We start from the raw sequence: 21,134 nt of genomic DNA on the forward strand, positions 1-21,134 counted from the left end.
ACTTCGTTGTTTGTCGACTAAGTGCACCACAACGGCCATGCCGGTAACGGGACCACTTGTGAACCGTCACTTAGCGCCAAGCGGTGACTTCAACGCGGCGTCTTTTGTTGTGGAAGCGGAACGTTTGGCTAAGCTGACCACGACGGCTCGGTGATCGGATCCGACGTCGCGTCCGATCTGGTAACGGATGCATTCCAGTTGGGGACTGATCCAAACATGATCGAGTGTGAGGCCAAAGGGAAACCAGTCCAGTTTGGCGTACCATGTGGGCGTGAGTGACGATCCGAGGACCGCCCGCCGAAGTCCACAATCATTTCCGAACTGGTGAAAGACCGGCGACCAAGGCGTCAAATTGAAGTCGCCCATGACGATTGTCCCAGCGGAATCGCCTGTTTCGGACTCGATGACATGTTCTGAGAGCTGTTGCAAATGCTCGTTGCGACTGCGGAAAAGTTGTGCTCCCATCGGTGGCAACGGGTGAGTCGCAATCAAACGAAATCCGTCACAACTGACTTGGATCGATTTGATCGGCCGGTTCAATTCAAAGATCTCGACCTGGTCGAGTTTTCGACGGCTGATCAACCCAATTCCGAAATTGCCATCGTCCATCGGATGGAGGACTTGGTGCGGGTACTCCTCAGTCAAGCGTTCGCTCAGTTTTGACGCCAGTGAAGAACTGAGTTCCAGCACCGCGACAACGTCAGCATCGAACTCCCTGATTTGGGCAATGATTGCTTCGTGACGGGGGTTTCTGGTTAACGCATTAAGCGTCATCACCTTTAGTCTGGCTGGCCCATCTTGTACCGTTTGAGGCCGCGTCGCATTCCAGACATGCGGAACGACAAAGGTGAGATGCCATAGGAGGCAGATCGCGATCAAAATGGATTGTCGCCAAGTTCGTGCCGCCGCAGTCCATAGCAAAGCGAATGAGGCAGCGAGAATGACTTGCAAACGTAGGTTTGCGAGTAGATCCGACAGCCAGAAGCGAGTTGCTGGTAGGCTAACGATCGAGACAACGATCACGGCAATCGTCAACAGTCGACCGATCTGCACAATGGCTTTTCGGAGAATGCTCGTTGTCTGAACAGAGGGCGGTTCTACTGACGAAAGGTTTGATCGTTCAGGTTGCGTCAATTCAGTCATCAGTGGTCGAACAAAGAAGCTAGGGCTTTTCGGAGAGGTAGTCTGAGAGCCTTGCGACGATGGTGCGATCGTCTGGGATCACTAACCGGCCAACTTGACCGCTTTCGACTTTCATGCTGGTCACGACGTCCAACGGAATCACACTTTGCAGTTGTGGTTGAACGAGCATTGGACGTGACGAATCGCTTCCCGGTTGGACCGCCAATGGGCCGCCATTGGTCGCCGCCAACGCATCATGTGGCAAAGCCCTTGTGGCTGAAGGTTGTAACGGTTCGAGAGAGACATTGAAACGCTGCCCACCTCGAAGTCTGATCGCTGCAGGGTCTTGCGAAGAGACTGCATTATGGAATGCCACCATATTGTCTTCCGCAACGACGGCAAGCAATTCTTTTTCCTGTGGATCAGAAACACGAATCACCTCGTCGCCCTGTTTTACAAATCGACCAAGCAAACGATCGGTCATTGGCGAAGTGATCTGCCCTTTCCGGTCCGCAACGATTCGCAAACTTGCGATTTGGCGATCAAGTTCTGTGATTTGGCGATTTAAACTGTCTGCTTTTTCGTTTGACGCTTCGGCCAATGCGATATCGCCTTTGCGACGTTGTTGGATCGACTTTCGAGAGGTGGCGTCAAGTTGATCAACTAATTGGTTGCGTTTGACAAGTAAGTCGGGTTGTTCGAGTTCGAGCAACAACTTCCCCCGCTCAACTCGTTGTCCACAAGAGACGTAGACGCCGGTAACGAAGGCTCCGACCGGCGCACGTTCAATTTGTTCGTTGTGATAGCGAACGACAACGGGAACACGTCTGGAAAACGGGGATGCGTTGACCAACATCGTATGAATCAGAACGCAAACGAAACTGGCAACCGCAAGCATCCGACGCTGATAAAACGTTAACCATAGTCCTTCGCGGGGCTTGGTCGTCCAGATTTTGTACATCCACTGGACGAGAGGTAGCACGGCCCAAAGTAGCGTCGCGATGATGGCAAGCGCCAAGCCCAGACCTTTTGCCCAAGTCGAAACGGCGAAGACTAAGCCGCTCATCCAAACGACTTGAAAGATCACGCTACAAAATGCATGAATGACCGCCACATCGCGTCGCCAACCATTTAGACGGCACTCTGGCATAGGCAAGCGAAACAAAATCCGTTCAATCCAAGCGACTAATCGCTTGCGACCATGGTCGCGTAAGTTGGGGATCTCCAGCAAATCGCTGAAAACATAGTAGCCGTCCAGCCGGAGTAGCGGGTTTGCGTTGACCAGTAATGTTGCTGGCCCCGCGATCAAAAAGACGTGTGCCGCAAAGTGTTTGAGCATCCCGACCGGTGCGACATACCAAATCCATGCCGCTAACGCTCCAATGATTAGCTCGACATAGACGCCGGCGAGTGCCAGTTGAACCCGATCGCGACGCCGATGTAGTCGCCAGGCGTCGGTCACATCGACGTAAGCTAGAGGAGCAAAGAGGAACAACATGACGCCCATCTTGCCGACTCGCACACCGAGGCGTTTGGCGCAAACCGCATGACCGCATTCGTGGATGAATTTTAGGACGCACCAAAGGACACCCATCCACAACCAAAGTCCACGATCAAAGATGCGTTTGATTTCGAGGGCAAAGGCGTCGTGATGATTCCAGACGACTGCGATCCCGCTAATAATTAACAGGCCGCAAAGGAACATTGCCAAGGGGTGAAAAAGAAAACCCACATGAGTTCTGAGTCGCATCGCGATCCGGTCACCGTCGGCAATCGCAAATCGCTGAGACAGCAATTTGGACATCAGACCGACCGCACGTTGCAAACCTGGAGTCGCAGGAGCGACTCCGGCGGCATTTCCTGTGCTGCCTGAAGAATTACCCGGCACCACGTTGCTCGACGACGTCATCGAAGGAGACGTGGAAGGACCGGACAGCAGGTCGCTATCGGTGGTTCCGATGGTCGCTAGTTTGTGTTGGACAAGCTCCCGCGCGAAACTCAACACATCATTCGGCGACCAAAAGACACCGTCAAGTTGAATCTGATCGCTGATTTCGTTGATCGAACGTGTGCCATCCATCAGCGTGGCGGCATGGTACTCACGGTTACCGAAACGATAGAACTTTCCGGTACGCGTATCATTGGCGATGTAGGAAGTCTCGACGCCGTGACCACGGGACGAGAAATGCAATGCAGGATCGACCTTGATATGGATCGCAAGTGGATCGTCAAACGCTGGCGGTTGTTTCGGTATCCCCGATTGGCTCATCGCTATTCCTCTCAGATACCGATCCACCAAAGGACTTTTTCTACCCCGCCGCGAATATGTGACCACAGCCAAGGCCGGATCGGACCATAGGCAATTGCTTCACCACGCATCCCGGGACGCAACAATTCATCCGCGTTGCTGACTTCGATTGTCGCGACAAACACATTTTGCTCGTCACGAATCTCAGCGGACGGATGAATCGCTTTGACCGGCTGATCGATGACGGTGTCTTGCAAGCCGCTCAAACGAATACGCGCAGGTGTTTTTGGCTCGACGAAACCCACCTCCGCTTCAGGAATCTCTAATTCGATCAACATCTGATCGAGCGGTGCAATTTCGAGTACCGGATGTCCCATTTGCATCGACATGCCGATCGATCGCTCCAGGTCACCGGAGACAACGATCCCACTGATTGGGCTGATTACTTGCAATCGTCTGAGTCGGTTCGAAAGCAATTCATGCTTTCGACTCAGCTCGCGGTGATGCAACGCAGCCTGTTGACCCTCGGCAACCTTTCCGGTTGCCATCGCGATGTCACGTTCCTTTTCGGCCTGTGCCAATTGCGCTTCAATCGAGTCGAGCTCCAACCGAAGAGGTCGACCGTCGAGCGTGATGAGCACGTCGCCTGCTTCAACCGCATCACCGATTTGGACATTGGCGGACTGGAGCGTCGATTCAAATGGTGCCGAGATAACTCGCGAATGAAGCGGTCTGACGACGGTGGCGCATCGAACGCGGTATGAAACGGGCCAGGATGCCAAAACGATAAAGGAAACGACAGCCAAACCGATATACAGCCGCGCAACGTAACCGTAACCGCTCAGTTGCCGAACCGTTTGCGTTAACCATCCGCCACTTTGATGCCACAACAAAGACCGAATGGATGGGAGTGCCCGGCGTAACCAGACGCGATCGCGTTCGATCACGCGATTGCCTTCGATCCACAAGACACAGCGTCCAAGCCCCATTTCGTCATCGATGTTCATGCGGACGCTACGGTCTTCTCCGCTCAACGAACTTCCGGTCAGCTGGTCGCCATCGAAAGCGACTTCTGCGCTGGTTGGTGTTCGGATAAGTTTCGCATCTTCGTCCCACCTTTCGGATGCTTGTTGAAACAATTCACTTGCTGGTCCAAGCCAGCCAAGTTTGCTGTCGAGTAGTCGACGAATGGTTGCTCCGCCAATTCCACAGCGAACCAAGCAACCGGGGTATTGTTCGCTAACAAACTTCACCAGCAAAGTGATTGCGGCGGTGCGGTCGGATGCGGCAGCCATTTGCTCGACAATGGCAAGCGAACGCGCATCAATCATCGATTCCGATTCGGAGGAGGTGCGTTCTTGGCGCGTGGGTGACGTCACGGGCAATGGTGCCACAACGTCGGACGCCAAGACGGCTGGTTGCCCCGACTTGTCCCTGTTCATCGGATTCTATTTTCTCCTTGGCGTGCCGCGTTTGGCGTCTTTGATTGTGATCGACCAAAGGCGATCGGCAACCGAGTCGGGAAGCTCCCAGCACTGCGACGCATCGGCTTCATTTGGCATCGGTCACCCGACCGAAGTTTGCCGTCGCGGTTGTCGATCAAGACGCGGACCTCGATCGTGCCGCTTTCACCATCGATATCGGGGGCAATCGATTCGACGGTGGCGTTAATACTGGTTGAGACACTCATCACGTGAACGGAAACGATATCGCCTTGTCGAATCATGCTGATTTCTTCGACAGGGATGTTGAAAACGCCATAGAGCTGCTCGTTGACAACTAGTCGGATGACGGCAGGGTCAGCCGGCGTGATGTATTCGCCGGGCGCGTGAAAGACTTCGGCAACGACGCCACGCATCGGCGCTTTGATCTTCCGACGTTCAAGTTGCAGTTGATACCGACGAAGTTCCAGCTGTCGCAATTGGTCTTGCTCCTGGGCGGCCAATTGCCGCGCCTTAGCAATTTCCCAATCGGCCATTGCTCGTTTCAACTCATCGGGGCGAGCCATCGATTGCTCTTCGAGCGACCGTAGCTGTTGTAATCGCAGTTCTTTTAGTTTGACGTCGGCTTCGGCAGCATCGGTTTCGCCACGCATCTTGGAACGCCAATCCGCAGTCGCGACCGCCTCTGCCTGCAAACCATCTTCGAGTTTTGCGACGACCTGACCTTCTTCGATGACATCGCCTACTTCGACATCAACGCTGTCCAGACGTCCGATTTCTGTTGCGGCCAGTAGAATGTCGTATCGTGGTTCCGTGAAACCTTCATAGTCGAGCGACAAGCTTGGTGAACGATAGCTTTGCGATCCCTGTGACGTAGGATTGATCGTTCCGTCTTGTGCGAAGCCGCTCGGACCACTCTGAGTTACCAAAGCCCCCAGCAAGACGCATCGAAGCATGCGACGGCCAAATCGTCGATCGCAAGTTGACTTTTTCGTTGGTTCGAGACTTGTGATCATCGCCAGCCTCCGAGTGAGGTTTGTCGCGTGTTCGGGTTCGTGAGAGTGCCGACCGGAATGGAATTTCCAGCCGCCGGGTAACTCGGCATCTGCAAGGCAGACGCGGAAGAAGTGTTGCCGGATGGAGTGCGAGCGACTTTCGGAAGTAACATCGGACCTTGTGCCGCAGAAGATCCCTTGAGCGATTCCTCAACCTGCTTGGTGGGGGCAGGTAATCGCCTTGGGACCAATTCTTGATCCGGTTGGGGCAATCGGCGCGGAAACGAAGGTCCGCTATCAAGTGGCGTTTCGGATTGTGGTTGCGAAGGCTCTGCGGTGGCAGCGTCTAAGCTGAGTGGATCGATCTCAGCAGGAACGAAATCCGGTTGAGACTCAAGCGTTTGGACTGGTGCTTCCACTTCTATAGCAGTTGGTTCGACCAATGCTTCTGTCTGAATCGGGGCGGAAGGCAATGCGACCGAATCGGTGAGAAACTCGATGTCGCCGGTGCAATGACTTTGGTGCGGATGAACTCCTTCGTTCACGAGAAGGGTTCCCATGGCACGTTGCAGTCGCATCAGCGCAGTCATATACGCCGACTCGGAAGCGACGAGGTCTTTTTCGGCGTCGGCCCGACGTTGCTGCGCGTCGAGTAGGTTTTCGAGTTTGATTCCCACACGAGAATCGTCACCACCGATCAGCTGCCAGTTGACGGTGAGAATCGTTTCCTCATCAATTGCCATTTCAAGGACGTCAATTTTGATTCGACGTTGCTTGGAGAACCGTGCGATGTCAATCAACGCCGTTTCAACTTCGAATTGCGTTTGTTGAATAACTTCGCGAAGTTTCTCGGTACGTTGTTTTGAACGCAGCAATGCTTCGCGCTGTGACGCACGAGCAGATCGCCGGCCCTGTGGAAGCTCGAATTCTAAAGCGGTTGAGATTCCAGGCGCGTTGGCAAACTGTTCTCCGAAGGAGCGCGCAACCCGGCTCGATCCGTTTAGCTGTGAGAGGTAGCCATTGAATACCCAGTTGAGTTGTGGTTGCAGCTCGACTTTCGAAATCCGCAGCTCGAGTGCTGACAACTCGACATCATTCATCGCGGCGCGAATTTCCGGCCGGTATTCAAGTGCTTGCGCCATCGCATCGCGGAGCGACCAGGTTTCATCAGAGAACTCTGGCAGCGAGACGGGGATCAATTCGAGATCCCGATCGGTTCCGCTGAGGGCTTGGCTGCCGACGAGAGTGGAAAGTCGCGACTGCAAACGACTAAGCTCAGCCTCGAACTCGATCAACTGGTCATTCCGTCGTGCCATCCGCTGACGGGCTTTCACGATCTCGATGCGAGCCGCATCAAAGTCCTTGCGGCTGTTGAGGATCTTGACCAGCGACTCGCTACGGTTCATCAGTGCGCGTTGTTGTGCAACTTGCGCACGGATTTCATAGAGTTTCCAATAGGCACTGATGACGTCCGCGATTCGTTGTTCGACGGCACCGCGCATTTCATGCCAAGACGCCTGACTTTCGATTCTCGCCTGGGTGATAAGTCGTTCGTTGTAAAACTGTTTCCCCCGCGATAGCAACGGCTTGGTCAACCCCAGACTCAATCGCGCGTTGCCCTGGTCAGTTGGCACGAAAAACGAACTGTTGCTGTCCAGAAAGCCAAGCTGTTGCGTCCATTCGACCTCGGTACCACGGCGTGTCAGTTTGCGGCCGCCGCCTTTAAAGTTCAACGAACGTTCACGAAGTCTATCGGCGCCGCCAGTGGTCAACGTGTTGCCGACCGGGTCATTTGTCGCACCGAGGTCAGAGCTCAGCAAGATCGTTGGATCAAATTCCGCGTCTTGCTGAATGATCTGTTGAAATGTGCTGCTGGCTTGATAGCTAACGCTCTTGATGCGTGGACTGTTGGCCAGTGCATCGAGTAACACCGTTTCGATATCGAACTTCACCCAGCGGTCACGTTCGGTCAGCTGGTCGGCGAGCGAATTGCTCCACCATCGTAGTGAGTCCTTTTCGATCAGACTCGCTGGCGGAGTATCGGATGCGGAGGGGGGCTCGGGAGGAAAGTCAGGGGTGTTCTCGTCGACACCTGTAAACTGGTTTGGCTCCGCGGGGGAGTGCAGTGATGGTAGACCGTCCCAACTCGGCCTTTGAGCGCGTAGCGTCCCCGGCATTGCGACAGCAATTACTGTCCCAATGAATAGGGTCACCGACCGACCGCTCAGATTAGGCATCCTACCTCTTCCTTTGTGCTTCCGTACACCTTCTCTGCTTTTCGCAGATAGGCATCCAGATTCTGAATCGGTCGAAATGACCATCACGGTTTCTTTGTGGATGCCTAAAAGAACTATCCCAGGTAGTCGGCTTCGGAGAATCGCTACCAGCGTCAAAGTCACTGCAAGTCGGTCAGTACTCTGGAAGGGGGTAAAACGAAAGCAAAACGTTTTCGATTCTCTTGTACGCCATCGGGTGACGTAATTACGCATCGCTACGATCGGCGCGATCGCTCAGGTTGCACCTGCCGGAATAACTTTTGTGGAGCCATCAAGATGGATTGGCAGACGTCGGCGCCGAATTGATACGCGAAAGCAAAACTTCGACGTTGGCGAACGATCTAGATCGCGTTCAGTTTCGACTGTAGCGAGGGGGTTGTGGCCAGCACTCGGGGAACGTTTTCATCCATACTCGCCGCAACATTTTTCCAGCTTTGGGTAGGGTCTATTTCCAATCGATTCGGCTAGCATTCGCCCTAGTCTGCCTAGGCGCTAGCTTGATACTGGGAAGCCAATGGTTTGGCTTGCTGCCGGATGTTGCGCAGATTAAGAGTGACTCGCGTCGGCGTCTTGCCGAGTCGGTTGCGATTAATGCTGCGTCGCATGTCCGTAAGCAGCAATGGATCGATCTTCGTGTCGCGGCACAGACAATCGTTGACCGTGACGACGACTTGATTTCGATCGGAGTCCGTAGCAATCGCGGACAATTAAAAGTCGAAGCGGGGCATCACGATGAGCTATGGGACCGCGCGTTGACTGGTTCAGCAGGAATGGATTCGATTAGCGTTCCTATCACTTTGAACCGGCGGCCCTGGGGGAATGTCGAGTTCTGTTTTCGAGCGCCTGACCAGACTCGGTTTGGAGCGCTCACCGAGCACCCTCTCCTTCGGTTATTGGCGTTCTATTGCATTGCCGGCCTGTTTGGCTACACATTCTTCGTCGGCAAAGTAATGAGGGTGTTTACTAACACCCAAGTGGTTCCCGATCGTGTTCGGCAAGCGCTTGACACTCTAGCCGAAGGACTATTGGTACTCGACGAAAAAGCGAACATCGTTTTGGCTAACCGTGCGTTCGCAGACACGGTCAATGTTCCTTGTGAGCTGTTGGCTGAATCAAGCGCGAATGATCTGCCATGGATCAACGAGGACGATGAGGCTACGGAATTCCCTTGGATGACCGCGATCGACGAATCGGCGACGGTGACCGAACAGATCCTTAATCTGCAAGTCGAAAACGGTCGGCGGAGAATTTTCTCGGTGAATGCCGCGCCGATCGGTGGCGGGGATTCACGACGTGGTGCTTTGGCAACGTTTCGCGACGTGACTCATATTGAAGAACATCGTGCCGAACTCGAGACCATGTTGTCGATGTTGCGCGAGAGCCGTGACGAGATTGAACGCAAGAATCGCGAGCTCGAAATCCTGGCCACGCAGGATGCATTGACGGGGTGCTTGAACCGTCGCGCGTTCTTCCAACGATTCGGCAAGCTTTGGAGTGCGGCGGCGATCCAAGAAAAACCATTGTCGTGCATCATGATCGACAATGACCATTTCAAAAACGTGAACGACACCTACGGACACGCCGTCGGTGACGAAGTGTTGCGTCAAGTCTCACGTGTGCTTTTGGAACTACACGGGAACCGCGGACTGGTGTGTCGTTACGGGGGCGAGGAATTCTGTGTGCTGCTTCCAGGGATGTCCTTTGAAATGGCTATTCGGGTGGCAGAAGACACTCGGATCGCGATTGAACAAATTACGTTTGAAGAGCCCGCAGAACTAAAACTGACTGCCAGTATCGGTGTCTCTGAAACACGCCACAAAGCGGAAACTCCTCAAGACTTAATCAACCAAGCGGACGTGTGTCTATACGCCGCGAAACGCGGCGGCCGGAACTGTGTGGTTCCTTACGATCCGAAGCTGGACGAAATGGAAATCGACAATACCGGCCGTGACGAACCGGAGAGCCCGATTCCCTATCAAGCCGTCAATGCGGTGTTAAACTCACTGGCGTATCGAGATCCAGAAACCGCCGCACACAGCCGACGGGTCGCCAGTCTTTGTACCCGAGTTGCCCCAGAAGTCTTGGATTCCAAGCACCATGCGATTATCGAAGTCGCGGCGCTGTTGCATGACATTGGAAAGGTCGGCGTTCCCGATGACGTGCTGCTTAAACCGAGCAAGCTGAGTCCCAGCGAGATGGCTCTGATGAAGCAGTTCGAACGAATCGGTGTCGACTTGGTTGCAACCGCCTTCGACAACAAAAAGCTGACCGCGATACTGGAAGCTTGCCGCGTCCCCTTCGGCGTCGAACCAACTTCAGAGATTACTACCGAGTCGTTGACTTCTGCTCGCCTGCTGGCGATCTGTGATAGCTATGACTCGATGGTCTCGGACCAGGTCTATCGCAAAGGCTGTTCGCATGAGCTTGCGATCGAAGAATTGAAACGGTCGAGCGGGACTCAATTCGCGCCCGACTTGGTGCGTACGTTTGCTTCAATCATCACCTCACGCCCCGATCCTGGTGACGCCACAACGGGAACTGTTGCGGCAATGCAAATCGGATTGCAGGTCGAACGTTTGGCGGGGGCAATCGAATCGCAGGATGCAGACACGCTGTTCGCGCTGGCGGATCGGCTTTCAAAATTTGCACAAAAATCTGGGCGGCAAGCGATCGCCGGAGCTGCCGGGAAAATTCGCGATCGGGCCTCGTCCGACGAAATCTCTTGGGTGGAATTGTTACGGGAATCCAACGAGCTGCTGGAAATCTGCCGAAATGCCCAGTCCGAAGTGACCGGTGCGGACACTGATGCTTCCTTGGCGGTGACACCGCGGGTGGAGTAAACGAGTCAGCTACGGACTGCTCAATGGAGCGTTCGTGGGAACCAATGTGACAGCGTTCCCCGCTGCTGTGGGGATCGAAATGGGTTTTGATTTTTCGATTTCACATCGAACTGCAAAACCGTCATAATGTGCACAGTGGTTGAAAGACGGAGCTTCTCAAGGAGGAACAGCCGGTGGATGCATTATCGCCTAATCGCGAGGAATTTGGGTTCGGTATCGATCCGTTCAATCCTCGTGGCGTGCGTCCGATCGAGGTCGTCGGTGGGCTCCGCAAAGAGGAGCTTAAGCAGCAGGTGGTCGAGTCTTGTGCTCGAGTGCCCGGTGTCTATGGAATGTTGGACCGGCATGGCGAACTCATCTACGTCGGCAAGAGTAAATCGCTGCGCAACCGTCTGTTGAGTTATTTCAGTCCGACGAATGAAGACGAAAAAGCCGGACGGATCATTGAAAATGCGCGAGTGATCCAGTGGGAAACGCAGCCGAGCGAATTTGCCGCGTTGCTTCGTGAACAGCAATTGATTCGTCAGTTCACGCCTCGCTGGAACGTCCAAGGCGTCCCCAAGCGACAGCGCCCGGTTTACCTGTGTTTGGGCCGTGGGGCTGTACCGACGTTTTTTCTCTCTCCAAAAGTTCCTCCCGAATACATTGCGATCCAGGGGCCGTTCTTCGGAACCAGTCGAATGAATTTGGCCGTCGATGCACTTAACAAAGTGTTCCGATTGCGAGATTGCAGCCAACAGCAAGTGTTTCAGTTTTCGGAACAGCTCTCCTTGTTCGATTTGGATCACCGACCGGGCTGTCTCCGTTTCGAATTGGGCACCTGCAGCGGACCGTGTGCTGCGGCATGTACCCGTCCGGAGTATCTGGCGCAGGTGAGTGCTGCGGAAAGTTTTCTTGACGGCTTCAACGATGAACCGCTCACATCGCTGGAGAGTCAAATGGCGACTGCGGCGGCAAATCAACAATACGAGTTGGCCGGCCGGGCACATAAAACCTTAAAGTCGATCCAGTACGTTCATCGCAAACTGACGATGCTCGCCGAAGCACGTCGCCGATACAGCTTTGTTTATGCGGTCCCTGGATACGACGGATGCCACAACTGGTATCTCTTGCATGGTGGCGAAGTCATTGCAGTCGCCGCGACTCCGGTTGGCCGTGACGCTTATTCGGCAATGAAGCCGACGATCGCCCATTGGCGTGCTATTCTTGAGGGACCGTCCGATCGGGTGAATGGCCCCTTCCCATACACGCTGGGTTTAGTCGCGTCTTGGTTCCGCAAAAACCGACACGAACTCGATCATACGTTCGCTCCTGAACAATCGGGACGAAAGTATTATCGCCGTTCCATGAAGGCTCGGGCGTCCTAGTCCAATCCTCGGCATCTCACATGGTTTGCCGCCGCGGTGAAGTGTCTCTTTGCGGTGTCTCGGTCGATCGATGAGGCGGCCGCTAACTTTGAATCAATCGGTATGTCGAAGCCAACCAGTTCCGAATCCCAGATTCAAGATCCACCAAGCTACGTGCTGATCGATTTTGAGAACGTTCAGCCGAAACAGCTCCGAAAGCTTCGGCAAAAGAACTACTTCGTCTTGGTATTCGTTGGAGCGAACCAATCAGCCATCCAATTCGATTTTGCTTTCGCTATGCAGTCTCTGGGTGACTCCGGTCGGTACGTGAAGATTTCAGGGCAAGCTCAAGACGCACTCGATTTCCATATCGCGTACTACATCGGCAAACTCTGGGATTCTTCACCAAAGTCGCGATTCCATATCATCTCGAAAGACAAGGGATTCGATCCGCTAGTCGATCACTTGAATCGGCAAAAGCAACGTGTCTGGCGTCACGAGGATCTAACTCCTTTGATCTCAGCAGCGGGCGGTAGTGTTCCCGTTTCAGAAGCCAGCCCGATCAACAGCCCCGCGAAGCCGGTTCCCAAAGTCCCGGCAAAACCTGCAGACGATATGTCGCAACTGATTGCCAAAGTCAAACGATGGCTGGAGGCCAATCCTGACAGTCGGCCGTCTCGGCGTGACGGCCTTGCCAATTGGCTACGCAATAGTTTCGATCGCAATTTAGAGACAAAGCAAATCAAGAAGCTGAAAGAAAGCCTCGAAAAAGCAGGCGTGATCAAATTCGATGGGGAACGGATCGTGTATTGCTTTGCGAAAAACGAGACGCAACGTCCCGTGCAAGTTCAGCTCCCTTCAGTTTCTGGACCCAGTGCGGCAGCAAATCCGATCACGAATTAGGCTGAACCGTTGCGTCACTGAATCGCCGCAATGAATCACTCGGCCGAATTTTCGCCAGTATCGATTGGCTTAAGAAACCAGTCGTGGTAGTTCATCATCGGGGCTTTGCCGGGTGGCGGAGACGGTTCACCGGTAATTTGTTCGATCGCCCAAAAGCAAGCTCGTCCGACACGATCCATTGCCGCATATTCACGCAACGCTGGCAATGAACGTTCCGCTTTCATCCGTCCCATGCTCGTCGCACACATCTGACGCACGGTGTCGTATTCTGGGATCAACGCTTTGGTATCGCGCAGGCGAGCCATCATCTCGGTAACCAATTCGTCGACGACTTCGCCCTCGTGCATGATGCCCAAAGACCAACACGCCGCACCACGGGCACGGTCACCGAGCGTCAAGTTCCGAGGAACGTAAGTCCGCATCAGCGATTCAGCGGCTGTGTAGTCCAATTGCCCGAATGCCAAAAAGAGCTGTGTTTGCAGGTCGTGGACTCCCGGCGAATCAGTGTTCAATTCCTTACTACCGAAACCATCGTAGATCTCATTCGCCCTGCCCAGCATTGCACCGAGGTGTTGTTTCTGGCGAAGTAACCTTAGGCCCCATCCCGCGGCGATCATGGTTTCGCCACGCGGGTGCCGCATCAAATCGACTAAACGGTCACCGGCCGGTTTGTGATCAAGGCTGACCAAGACGCGCGTCGCTTGTTCGCAGCCACGCCAGTCATCTTGATCGAGGATTCCGGAGGTCTCGGCAATCACTTTGTCGACCATGCCGGATTGAATCGCCAGCAGGTACAGGTACGAAGCGGCTTTTCGACGAAGTGTTGGATTCTCATCTGGCAGAAGTTCTGCCAAGGGAGCGACATTTGCTTCATCCTTCACAGCAAACAAAATTTCGCAGGCGATGTCGCGGACTGCAAAATCCAGGTGCCCCACAGCCGTTCTTGCCAAGTCGACTGCGTTTGTCGGATCAACATCGTACAAACGCTTGAGCGCAGCCGCTTTTACGATCCCAAAGTCACGTTCGGCAAGACCACGCAGAACCTCAATCGATTCCGGTGATGTGTGGTCGGACAAGAGTCGGACAGCGAGTAACGGGGCAACTCGATCATCGGTTTGATCTCCGAGTTCAGTCGCATCGGCTTCCAAGCCCTCCGCTTTGATATGCCCCAGGGCTTCGGCCGCGCACAGTCGCACGGATGCCGGTTTACGCTGATCAAAAACGATGGATCGAATCGCGTCGGCGCTCGCTTGATGTTTTACAGCCCCTAATCCATCAATCGCCATGCGCAGATCCGTTGTTCGGATGTTGGGCGACGCCAATCGTTTCGCCCAATCATCGACCATCGACACGTCTTTCCAACGCGCAAGCACCGGCTCTGCAAGAGTTGCGATTGGGCTGCCGTACTTTCGTGATTGCTCGGCTAACAATGGGCCATATTGAGGATCGTCAAACGTGCTAAACGCTCCAATCAATGACCGTCGCACCGTGACGTCCAGCGACTCATCAGCAATCAGTTCCAACAGTGTCGGAATCGTTCTCTCGATCCCTGGCATCTCGCGGCGTTTGGCGACAGAAACGGTATCGACGATCTGCCTACGCAATTGTGTCTCGGGGCGTTTCAGCGCGGTTAGCCAGACATCAATCGCTTCCGATGTGATCTCGATCGTCGGCGAATTATTGTCGTAGCTTGGGTCGTTAAACATCACATAGTCGACTTCCAAAATCGATTCTGGAAGCCGTGATGAGACAGCGTCTTGTCGTGAGAGGTTTTCTTGTGCCGCGTCAGGATTGGGTGTGTCCTGTTGGGTGTTGACAACTGGAACTTGCGCGTTCACAGCTGGAACACCTAACGCACTGATCAGCGCCCCGCAGACGGCGTAGCGGCGAAACTTCCAGAGTGGCTTTTTCAAACGGGCCGTGTCAGTCGCCATACCTGAAATCCAAATAGTCCAAACAGAAGAACAGACAATGTGCCAGAGATCCACCAAGCTCCTGGCAACAGATCATAGATCTCGAACCCAGGCGTCTTGATGATCGACAATGCGGCACATGCCGGGTTGGTCATCAAGACCGCATTGACGAGTTGGTAGCCGAACGGGGCATCGCGACCGAGCCAGATCAGCAAGGGCGTGACGAAGATTGCGATCACGATGATGTATGCGACCGTTGTTGCCGTGGCAGTCGTGCGGAACAGGCTGCCGACGGCGGCGCTGACCGCAAGGGTATAGATCACCGTCAGCAGCAAACAGATCAGCACCAATTTGATTTGCACAACCATTTGCGGCTGAATGTAGATCATCACCAGATAACCCGGTAGCGTCGCAAACAGGACCAAGGTCAGTGTCCAAAGCACGCTCAGCAACTTTCCCCGAACGATTTTGCTGGCCGACAAAGGCGTCAAACGCAACAGTTCCCAACCGCTGCCGTCTCGTTCTCCGCTGATCAGGCCTGATGCCAAGCTGGGTGTTAAAACGACGATCAGGATCACTTGCAGAATCACCATCAGTCCGCCGATCGTTTCCGTTCCCCACGCGGTCACACTTGTTGCGGCGGCAAAGGTCAATGCGACGGACAGGACGGCGGAGATCGCGACCAACCGGAACAGCCACTGAGATCTGCCAAATCGACGACAGCGAAATTCCTTGACCATCACTGGATTGAGGTACCAGGGGATGCCCGCTTTACGTCGCTGCGGGTCGACGATGTACATCAAGCGGCGAATCAAACGCTCTCCCGTACTGCGGTCTTCGGTCATGACTCCTTGGGCCCGCGACCGGTCAAAAATACGGTAATTCAGACGCGACAAAGTCCACATCGCACAAACCACGCTACTGACACTGGCAAACAATGCGAAACGTGGCCAAGTCGACTGACTGATCAGTCCACGTTGTCCGGGACTGGATTGCTGCATCAGTTCGGTCAAAACTGGAATCGGCGACAAGCTTCGCAGGTAGTTGGCTGCGGTACCGATCAAGCCCGCGTCGCCGACAAAGAATGCTGCCGGCAACAGCGTCAACAGGGCGGTAATAAAGATGACGGTATAGGTGATTCGGACGCCGGCGTCTGCCGTGTGAACATAGCTGCTGACCAACATCGCCAATGTCACGTAGTGCACGATCAGCAGGACGAGCAACAAATAGAAGCGACCGATGCCTGAATACAGATCGACGCCACCCATCACATAACAAGCAGCGGCACCGGGCAAGCTTGCCATCAACACCAGCAGCGAGAACATCAGTATCCCGGCAAGCTTGCCGAGATAGATTTTCAGCGGTGTCAGCGGCGAATTCAGCAGCAACGCGAGGGTTCCGTCATTCTTTTCGTTGACGATGGAGACCGCCGGGAAAGCTGGAATCAGGAACACGACGCCTGCGAGCAGTCCGTACCCGAACATGCGGAATACCTGAATCGACTGCGTACCGCTCAGGTCGACCGTTCCGGCACTCGGCCAACGGATCAAAACAGCCACTGAAAAAATCAGTGTCAGGCCAAGCAGCACACCGAAAGCTTTCGGCGAACGCAGAATGCCCAAAAATTCTCGTTTCGCGATCGGATTAACAACGGACTCTTCTGCGATTGCGGTGGTGTGTGTCGCCATCGATTATGCCTCAACCGCTTCGTTGTCGGCCGGTGTCGGATGCGAATCTGCGAGCGGTGCGTCTTCGCCTTTTCCGGCAACAGACAGGAAGGCGTCTTCCAAGTCAGTCGGGACTTCACGGAATTGTGAAATCAGTTGCTGGCGTTCGATCAAATGACCCAACAACGGCGCCAGTTCCGCGTCCGTAAGGCTTGTCGAAAATCGCACGATCGCTTCGGCATGCGCGGGTTCGGCGGTCGATTCACCATTGCCGTTTTTCAACCAAGCGTTTGTCAATTCGGTGACCGTATCGACCGATGCCGAATCGACCAGTTGGATCTCCATCGTGCGACGCTGTTTGATGTCACGCATGATTTCGTCGACCGTTCCGAACGCACGCAGTTTGCCTTTGGTGATCATTGCCACCACGTCACAGACGCGGGCGAGCTCCGGCAAAATATGGCTGGTCACGATCAATGTCTTGCCCATCTCCGCCAACCGAAGCAACATGATTCGCATGTCGATTCGGGCCTGTGGGTCCAAACCGTTGGCAGGTTCGTCCAGGATTAGCACTTCGGGGTCATGCATCAGAGTGCGTGCAATGGCGACGCGTTGCTGCATCCCGCGGCTGAGTGCGTCGACGAACAAGTCTTTCATGTACGTCGCGCCCGCGATCTCTAAGACTTCGTCAATCCGCAACATCCGCTTGCGTCGGCCAATGCCGTAGGCGGCTCCGAAAAAATCCAAGTACTCGCCGACTCGCATGTTGTTGTACTTGCCAAAGTCATCGGGCATGTAGCCGACCAGACGTTTGATTTTACGAGCTTCGGTCACGCAGTCCGCACCGGCGATGCTCGCCGAACCGCTTGTCGGGCGCGAAAGTCCGACCAGGATACGGATCGTGGTCGTCTTCCCAGCACCATTGGGGCCGATGAACCCTAGAATCTGACCGCGTCCGACTTGAATCGACAGCGAATCGAGGGCCGTAAATTCGTCGTAGCGTTTGGTCAACTCGTGCGTCTGGACGACAACATCGTTGGAGAGGGAAGGCTTATTCACGGGCTATCAGTTCACAGAGCGGGTTGGAGCGTATGATCGAGGCACTGACAAAAACGTTTACTTGGCGACCCCTTCGACATCGATAATGAACGAATCGACTTGCCAGGTCTTGTTCGTTGTTTCAATCTCACCAACGATCGGATGGGGCACGTTCGTCTGAGGAGTTTGCTGTGAGATGACAACCGAATCCGCGGCTTCCGGTGCACCGTCGATCGGCGAACTGACAGAGAGTGTTAACACGATGCCGCCGTTGATACTGGCATCAAGCACGGATTCGTCATCAATCGAAAACGATTGCAAACCCGTTGGACTATCGATTTCAAAAACGGTTGTCGATTGGTCGCCGTGGACGGCTTTGATTGCGACAGTCCGTTCTGGCGCGGCGATACGCATCGAAACGTTAACGCGTGTGATCGCTACGTCGCCCAGCTCCGGAGGCAACCGAAACAGCAAGTCGGTTTCGGTTGATTTGGTGACATCCGTCAGCCATTGTCCATTCCGCGGGTTGAATAGGGACGACATCCCACGTGACTTGGTGAACGATTCGGTCTTGATGAACGTTGCCGGAATTCTCACGCGTGTGCCAGGTTCCGGAGCACGGAGTTTGACTGGAATCGACACAAGAGACGTACCGATCCGATCAAACGCTTCGGAGACACCAATGCCAATGTCCTGTGGGTCACTCCAAAACATCAATTGCACACCGTCTTTCAAAAAACTCTGCTCACCAGATTCAAAAAGCTGACGGAGAAGTGCTTGTCTTCGCGTTTGCGTGTCATCAAGAAGTGTTGCGTCGACAAACTGACCCGCCGTCAGAACCGCATCCGGGCCGACTGTGATGGCAGCATCCTTATCAGACATCGCTACTTTCGCGCTACAACTCGGTGCTGGGAAGCTAGCCAGGAAAGCGTCCTCCAGTTTCATCGAACTGGCGTGTTCCAGATTCCCGACAAACCCGGTCTCGTTAAACGAGCCCGTAAGCATTGTTGGCATGGAACCGATGTCAGACGTGTTGGTTGAGTTTGTCACAAACATCGACGTATTCGAGAACCAATTCTCTACCGTGCCCGGCGGTTGTTCAGGCTGGATCCAGCGATTCTCACCTGAACCCGACCATTGTGCACGCTTGGTTCGATTGCTTGCCCATTCCAACGGTTGGACAAAGATGTCTGCTTTCGATGACAATTCGACCGGCGTTTCGTCTTGGCAATAAACGGCATACGTGGATTGGATGTCGGCTTCTTGTGTCGCCTCGTTGATCACCACCAGTTGTCCGGAAGCGATCGTGGTCGGAATCGAGCCGCTGTTACTTTTGCCGATCCATAGCATTGCACCGCCGGTCAACAACGCGACCGCAGGGATCAAGATCGCGAGCCGCTCCAAACGCTTCATACGCATCCACCACAAACCACCAGCTGCGATCAATACTGTGTTTGTAATCATCATGAACGCGGCGGTCGAACGCGACGGGACTTGATAACCGATCTGTTCGTTGACCAATGGAGCCATCGCCGCGACCGAGTCAAAGGGTTCGACATGCGGTTCAAAAAGCCGACGTGAAAAGTACGTGAAACCGTTCATTGGGCCGCGCTGCGAATTCAGCCAACCTTCGCCGCCCAACGTGGTAAAGAGAACTTCGCCATCACCAACTGATTGCCAGAAGGCCGCGGGCCATCCGTCGATCGAACTCGAGATATCTTCGGAACTGGTAAATACGCGAACGAACTCAACCGGTGATTCGGATTCCCACGTTTCCGAAACTGCGTCGTTTGACCCGACCGCATTGAACGACTGCAATTCAAATTGATTCAACATTGTCGAATCACCGATGTCGAACACGGCATCGTCGCCAAGAAGGTCGCGAACGATGTCTTCGTCCGTCTGATCCAACATGATCCACAATCGCCCGCCGCGACGCAGCCATCGACGGACTGCCAAAAGCCCCGCCGTATCGTGTCGTAAGGAATTCCCTGCAATTACGATTTGATCAAGTTGATCAAGTGCGCCGTGTGTGTCAGGAAGGAAGTTCGCGTTGAACGCGATATTGGGTAACTCCATCGAGTTTTGGATTGCAGACGTTCTGCCAACATCAATCAACTTGGTCAAATGATCGATGCGATAGACTTCCGTTCCGTCGAGATCAATCGTTGGCGGATCTGAAATCAATCCGGTGTTGATTTCGTCTTCCGTCAGCAGCAGCGAACGCTTAATGGTGGCCGCGTCAGTCCAATCCGGCCGCAAGGTCTCGCCGTCAGGCCCGGACTGCAACATCATCGAAGTGATCGGAATGTTGACACGCCCAACCTCGGTCTGAGGCGGCACCAATACCGGCACCCAAGCCTGCCGTTGGCTCCCGGCCGGAACCCACACGTCAGCAGCGAATTGAACCTTTGGTTCACCATCAACATAGACAGAAATCAATTCGTTGCGATCTTGTGAGCCGCGATTGACCGCAACGACTTTCAACGGCGTCCAGTGATTACTCGATGCCCGTTGCACCATCGAAGGAATGATGGTGATGCCCGCAGGTGATTGCTCAGACGGAGACTGCGCCACAGCGTGATTCAAGGAGACCCAGCCCACGCCGTAGATGGCAAGGAACCAAGCGGCAAAAAAGGCAGGTGCACAAGGCAGGTGGGGCAAGCGACGTTGCATATTGATCAAAAAATGCAAGGCAGTGGCATAATGCGGTCTCATGATCCTAACGCCCCCCAAAGCCAATTAGAACCTCACACCCCGAAAGAAACTTTGCCGCCCAGGTAAATCGCGAGCCCGATAGAAACAAGAGCTATTCTCACCAGCTCCTTCATCGTGCATCCGAATTGCTTGGTTGCATCCGATGTTGAGCCGTACTGCCAAGCAAAATGAAGCGAGCGAAAATCACCTCAAGGCTAGTCTCCAATCGCTGGTGTCTCGCCTTGAGGGGATTCCCGGTTCCCCGAGGCTCTGAGACCATTGAGAGACATCGCGAGCGACGACTACACGTTCACAAAACCACACGGACTCCCGTCTCCGTTCGAGGCCTTTGCCAGATCGACGCCGTTTGCCGAATCCGAGGGGAGAGCTGGGACGGAACCGACGCTAGCGCGTGACGGCTAACCGGATGCGCGCTGGAGTCTAGCCTTGAGGCGATCCGCGGTCCGCACCCCGCCTGCTTGCGTCAATTCCCACTACATTCAGCGCATAAAAAAGCCCTTTGGTTCGAAGAACTAAAGGGCTTATAAAAAAATGGCGAGACCTACTTTCACGCTGGTGGGCACTATCATCGGCTCGGAAAGCTTAACTGCTGTGTTCGGGATGGGAACAGGTGGGACCTTTCCGAT

12 protein-coding genes and 1 rRNA gene are annotated in these 21,134 nt (G+C 54.3%); 3 read left to right on the top strand and 10 right to left on the bottom strand.

All coding sequences use genetic code 11. The features are described 5' to 3' along the window. Positions 1–66: 66 nt before the first annotated feature. The 5 genes from CGZ80_RS21475 to CGZ80_RS21495 all read right to left on the bottom strand — a co-directional run bounded on the left by CGZ80_RS21475 (position 67) and on the right by CGZ80_RS21495 (position 8,044). Positions 67–1,053, bottom strand: coding sequence for an endonuclease/exonuclease/phosphatase family protein (locus tag CGZ80_RS21475; protein WP_158222803.1), 987 nt, complete (start codon positions 1,051–1,053; stop codon positions 67–69). A 109-nt stretch (positions 1,054–1,162) separates the two neighbouring features. Further along, positions 1,163–3,391 carry a site-2 protease family protein gene (locus CGZ80_RS21480; protein ID WP_094417735.1) on the bottom strand — a complete coding sequence of 743 codons (2,229 nt, stop codon included), beginning with the start codon at positions 3,389–3,391 and terminating at the stop codon, positions 1,163–1,165. An 11-nt stretch (positions 3,392–3,402) separates the two neighbouring features. Then, the gene (locus tag CGZ80_RS21485) at positions 3,403–4,812 is read right to left on the bottom strand and encodes an efflux RND transporter periplasmic adaptor subunit (RefSeq protein ID WP_094417736.1); all 1,410 of its coding nucleotides are present in this window, start codon (positions 4,810–4,812) and stop codon (positions 3,403–3,405) included. Further along, the gene (locus CGZ80_RS21490) at positions 4,809–5,828 is read right to left on the bottom strand and encodes an efflux RND transporter periplasmic adaptor subunit (protein ID WP_094417737.1); all 1,020 of its coding nucleotides are present in this window, start codon (positions 5,826–5,828) and stop codon (positions 4,809–4,811) included. Before CGZ80_RS21490 ends, CGZ80_RS21485 begins: the two co-directional genes overlap by 4 nt. Continuing rightward, positions 5,825–8,044: a TolC family protein gene (locus CGZ80_RS21495; RefSeq protein WP_158222804.1), complete on the bottom strand. Its 2,220-nt coding sequence runs from the start codon at positions 8,042–8,044 to the stop codon at positions 5,825–5,827. The genes CGZ80_RS21490 and CGZ80_RS21495 overlap by 4 nt, the downstream gene beginning before the upstream one ends. 536 nt (positions 8,045–8,580) lie before the next feature. Between CGZ80_RS21495 and CGZ80_RS21500 the strand changes: the two genes are divergently transcribed. The 3 genes from CGZ80_RS21500 to CGZ80_RS21510 all read left to right on the top strand — a co-directional run bounded on the left by CGZ80_RS21500 (position 8,581) and on the right by CGZ80_RS21510 (position 13,172). Continuing rightward, complete coding sequence (locus CGZ80_RS21500) at positions 8,581–10,923, top strand: diguanylate cyclase (protein WP_094417739.1); 2,343 nt, start codon at positions 8,581–8,583, stop codon at positions 10,921–10,923. 173 nt (positions 10,924–11,096) lie between these two features. Then, positions 11,097–12,290: a GIY-YIG nuclease family protein gene (locus CGZ80_RS21505; RefSeq protein ID WP_094417740.1), complete on the top strand. Its 1,194-nt coding sequence runs from the start codon at positions 11,097–11,099 to the stop codon at positions 12,288–12,290. Between the two features lie 54 nt (positions 12,291–12,344). Then, a complete protein-coding gene (locus CGZ80_RS21510) occupies positions 12,345–13,172 on the top strand; it encodes a PIN domain-containing protein (protein WP_233148575.1) in 828 nt (275 codons plus the stop codon). Between the two features lie 35 nt (positions 13,173–13,207). On the opposite strand, the gene CGZ80_RS21515 is transcribed toward CGZ80_RS21510, so the two are convergent. From CGZ80_RS21515 to rrf, 5 genes are all read right to left on the bottom strand, one after another. After that, on the bottom strand, positions 13,208–15,106 hold the full coding sequence (locus CGZ80_RS21515) for a HEAT repeat domain-containing protein (RefSeq protein WP_094417742.1): 1,899 nt from the start codon (positions 15,104–15,106) through the stop codon (positions 13,208–13,210). Continuing rightward, a complete protein-coding gene (locus CGZ80_RS21520) occupies positions 15,082–16,773 on the bottom strand; it encodes an ABC transporter permease (RefSeq protein WP_094417743.1) in 1,692 nt (563 codons plus the stop codon). Before CGZ80_RS21520 ends, CGZ80_RS21515 begins: the two co-directional genes overlap by 25 nt. 3 nt (positions 16,774–16,776) lie before the next feature. Beyond that, the gene (locus CGZ80_RS21525; protein ID WP_094417744.1) at positions 16,777–17,811 is read right to left on the bottom strand and encodes an ABC transporter ATP-binding protein; all 1,035 of its coding nucleotides are present in this window, start codon (positions 17,809–17,811) and stop codon (positions 16,777–16,779) included. 57 nt (positions 17,812–17,868) lie between these two features. Then, positions 17,869–20,367: a hypothetical protein gene (locus CGZ80_RS21530; protein ID WP_143544079.1), complete on the bottom strand. Its 2,499-nt coding sequence runs from the start codon at positions 20,365–20,367 to the stop codon at positions 17,869–17,871. Between the two features lie 670 nt (positions 20,368–21,037). After that, positions 21,038–21,134, bottom strand: a 5S ribosomal RNA gene (rrf, locus tag CGZ80_RS21535); the annotation flags it as partial.

It is taken from the genome of Rhodopirellula sp. MGV (genome assembly GCF_002251265.1).
Lineage (GTDB): Bacteria > Planctomycetota > Planctomycetia > Pirellulales > Pirellulaceae > Stieleria > Stieleria baltica_A.